At 63.4% G+C, this 3,219-nt stretch carries 4 protein-coding genes; all 4 read left to right on the top strand.

The window, feature by feature from the left end; translation table 11 throughout:
• Nucleotides 1-644 (top strand): flagellar basal body rod C-terminal domain-containing protein (locus ACIQ2E_RS14510; RefSeq protein WP_398332118.1); only part of this gene is annotated, 644 nt, incomplete at its 5' end.
• A 45-nt stretch (nucleotides 645-689) separates the two neighbouring features.
• Nucleotides 690-1,475 (top strand): flagellar basal-body rod protein FlgG, encoded by a 786-nt coding sequence (flgG, locus tag ACIQ2E_RS14515; protein ID WP_398332121.1) that lies wholly within the window; start codon nucleotides 690-692, stop codon nucleotides 1,473-1,475.
• A 23-nt stretch (nucleotides 1,476-1,498) separates the two neighbouring features.
• On the top strand, nucleotides 1,499-2,173 hold the full coding sequence (locus ACIQ2E_RS14520; RefSeq protein ID WP_398332124.1) for a flagellar basal body L-ring protein FlgH: 675 nt from the start codon (nucleotides 1,499-1,501) through the stop codon (nucleotides 2,171-2,173).
• Nucleotides 2,174-2,218: 45 nt separating this feature from the next.
• Nucleotides 2,219-3,219: flagellar basal body P-ring protein FlgI (locus tag ACIQ2E_RS14525; RefSeq protein ID WP_398332127.1), on the top strand; the 1,001-nt coding region annotated here is incomplete at its 3' end.

A 3,219-nucleotide genomic window follows, 5' to 3' on the forward strand; every position in this document is an offset into this window, starting at 1 on the left:
TGCAGTCCATTACGGCCGAAGGTGCTGGCTTCTCTTCTCGTATCCAGCCCCAGGCTGTGTCCAAAGACCTCATCCGACTGGATGGCGGTACGGTGATGGCCACCGGTCGCGCGATGGATGTGGCGATCAACGGCAAGGCCGTACTGGCCGTAAGCGCAGCTGACGGAACTTTGTCATACACACGACGGGGTGACCTTCGCGTGAACGCACAAGGCGCCTTGGAGACAGGCAATGGCTATCTGGTGCGAGGCGAAGGTGGCAACACCATCAACGTGCCGCCTGGGTTTGTGATCACCGTCAATCCCGACGGTAACGTGGTGGCGCGCGACCCCGCTGCCCCCACCAATGCCCGGGGTCAAACCGTGGGCCGCTTGATGTTGCGTGATGCGACGAATGCCCAGTTGGCTCGGCGCGTAGATGGCCTGTTCGAGGTGGCCGGTCAGCAGCCTGGCACGGCACTGCCGGGTGGGCCTGCTCTGGCGGGCGTGACGCCTGGTGCGCTTGAAGGCAGCAACGTCACGGCGGTGCACGCCATGGTGCGATTGATGGACCACTCTCGCAGCTTCGAGCAGCAAATCAAGATCATCAAGGAGTCGCGTCAGATCGATGAGTCCGGCGCCACGATGCTGCGGCCCACTTCCTGACGGCGCGTTGATTACTGAACACCTTAAGAGAACACGGAGCCCACCATGGACGCCTCACTGTGGATTGCCAAGACCGGCCTGGATGCGCAACAGACGCGCATGTCGGTCATTTCTAACAACTTGGCCAACGTCAACACCATCGGCTTCAAGCGCGACCGCGCGGTGTTCGAAGACATGCTTTACCAGAACATCCGCCAGGCGGGTGGGCAAACCAGTGCGAATACGCAGTCACCCACTGGCATGATGCTCGGCACGGGTGTGCGCATCCTTGCCACTGAGAAGAACCACACCCAGGGCAGCATGCAGACCACGCAAAACGCGCTGGATGTGGCTGTCCAAGGTGACGGTTACTTCCAGATCCTTCAGCCCGACGGAACCATCGCCTACACGCGTGACGGCAGTTTCAAGCTGTCGTCCACGGGCCAGCTGGTGACCGCCAACGGCGCACTGTTGCAGCCCGAAATCGTCATTCCGCAGAACGCGGCCAGCGTCACTATCGGCGCCGATGGCACCGTGTCCATCACTTCATTCGGTGGTGGCGGTACGCGAAACATCGGCCAGATCCAAGTTGCGCGCTTCTTCAACTCCGCAGGCCTGCAGCCCATCGGCCAGAACCTGCTGAAGGAAACCACGGCCAGCGGCGCCGCGCAGGTTCAACGCCCAGGGTTGGCGGGTGCCGGCACCCTGATGCAGGGCGCACTCGAATCGTCCAACGTGAACGTGGTGGAGGAAATGGTCAACATGATCGAGACCCAGCGCGCCTATGAAATTAATTCCAAGGCGATCTCGGCCGCGGATGGCATGTTGCGCTTCCTGAACAACAACCTCTGACCAGCCGCGCCATCGGATCCCTCATGAAAACATCCTTTTCCCTGCTCCTCGTTGCCATGGTTGCGACCGGTTGCGCGTCGGTGGCACCGGTCCCCGTGGCGCCGCCCCGGTTCGCTGCCGTGCAGCCTGCAGAAGCTCCCGTGGCGCGACAGCCCACCGGATCCATCTACAACGGTGTGCAGAGCGAGAACTGGTTCGGTCGAGGACGAAACTTTCAGGTGGGGGATGTGATCACGGTGTTGCTGGACGAGCGCACGCAGGGTTCACGCTCCACCAGCACCAATGTCTCGCGCGAGGCCTCCAACAATGTCGTTCCCTCGGGCATGGCTGGTCGCCTCATCAGCGGCCGTGCAGCGCTGGGAGGGCTCAACCTCAACGAAGCGTCCACCACCTCAGCTGGTTCCGGCACGGCCGACCAGACCGCGTCACTGACGGGTTCGCTGGCGGTGAGCGTGGTGGAGGTGCTGCCCAATGGAAACCTTGTCGTGCGCGGCGAGAAGCAACTTTCCCTGTCCGAAGGCAGTGAAGTCATCCAGGTATCCGGCGTGATCCGTCCGCAGGATGTCTCGCCCAACAACACCGTGCTGTCGCGCCGCTTGGCGCACTCCCAGATCGCCTATCGGGGCTCGGGTGACCTGGCCGCCGCTGCACAGCCGGGCTGGGGCACCAAGCTTCTCACCCGCTTCTGGCCGTTCTGACAAGGACCCGACATGAATGTCCGTCGACACCCTCTGTGGATGCTCATGGCCATCGCGGCCATGCTCATGGCCATGGCCACGCCTGCCCGGGCCGACCGGGTGAAGGACCTGGCCCAGGTGGCCGCGGTGCGGACCAATCAGCTCATTGGCTATGGTCTGGTGGTGGGTTTGCAGGGTACGGGTGACGGTCAGGACATCTCCTTTACCGTTCAGAGTCTGAAGGCCATGCTGGCCCGCATGGGGGTGAGCATCGACCAGCCGATCTCGGACTTCGAGGTGTTGGCAGGTGCTGGCGGCCGTCTGGACCTGCGCAATGCCGCTGCGGTGATGGTGACCGCCGAGCTGCCTGCGTTTGCGAAGCCTGGCCAAAAGATCGACATCAATGTGTCGGCCATCGGTCGCGCCACCAACCTGCGCGGCGGTCAGCTGCTGCTGACCGCCCTGCGCGGGGTCGACGGCGAGACCTATGCCATTGCCCAGGGCTCGCTCACGGCCACGGGTATCGACGCGGCAGCCGCCGGTTCCAAAGTTGCGATTGGGGTGCCCACGTCCGGACGCATACCCGAAGGCGCAACCGTCGAGCGCATGGTGGAGACGCCCTTCGACCGCGCGGCTGAGGTGGTGCTCAATGTGCACCGCAAGGACTTCACCACCACCAACGCCATCGTCAGTGCCATCAACCAGCGCTTCGGAGGCGACGTGGCTCGCGCCATCGACGGCCTTTCGCTGGCAGTACGCGCCCCGGCCGATATCACGCAGCGGGTGGCCTTCATGAGCGCCATCGAAAACCTGGACGTGCGCCCGGGTGATCCGCCCGCCCGTGTGGTGGTCAATGCCCGCACCGGCACGGTGGTGATCAGCAGCAATGTGCGCGTGTCGCCGGCAGCTGTTTCGCACGGCACGATTTCGGTGGCGATCTCGGCCACCAACGAAGTTTCCCAGCCCAACGCCTTGTCGGCCGGCCAAACCGTTGCGGTGCAAAACGCCAATGTGGAGGTGCAGGAGCCCAACAAGCCAATGTTCCTGTTCCAGCCAGGCGTGGATCT

Origin of the sequence: Vulcanococcus sp. (assembly GCF_044369115.1) — a bacterium.
Classification (GTDB): Bacteria; Cyanobacteriota; Cyanobacteriia; order PCC-6307; family Cyanobiaceae; genus Vulcanococcus.

Bases quoted from the DNA above. Each gene is read 5' to 3' on its own strand.
- ACIQ2E_RS14520 (WP_398332124.1), top strand. From the start codon at position 1,499: ATGAAAACATCCTTTTCCCTGCTCCTCGTTGCCATGGTTGCGACCGGT.
- flgG (WP_398332121.1), top strand. From the start codon at position 690: ATGGACGCCTCACTGTGGATTGCCAAGACCGGCCTGGATGCGCAACAG.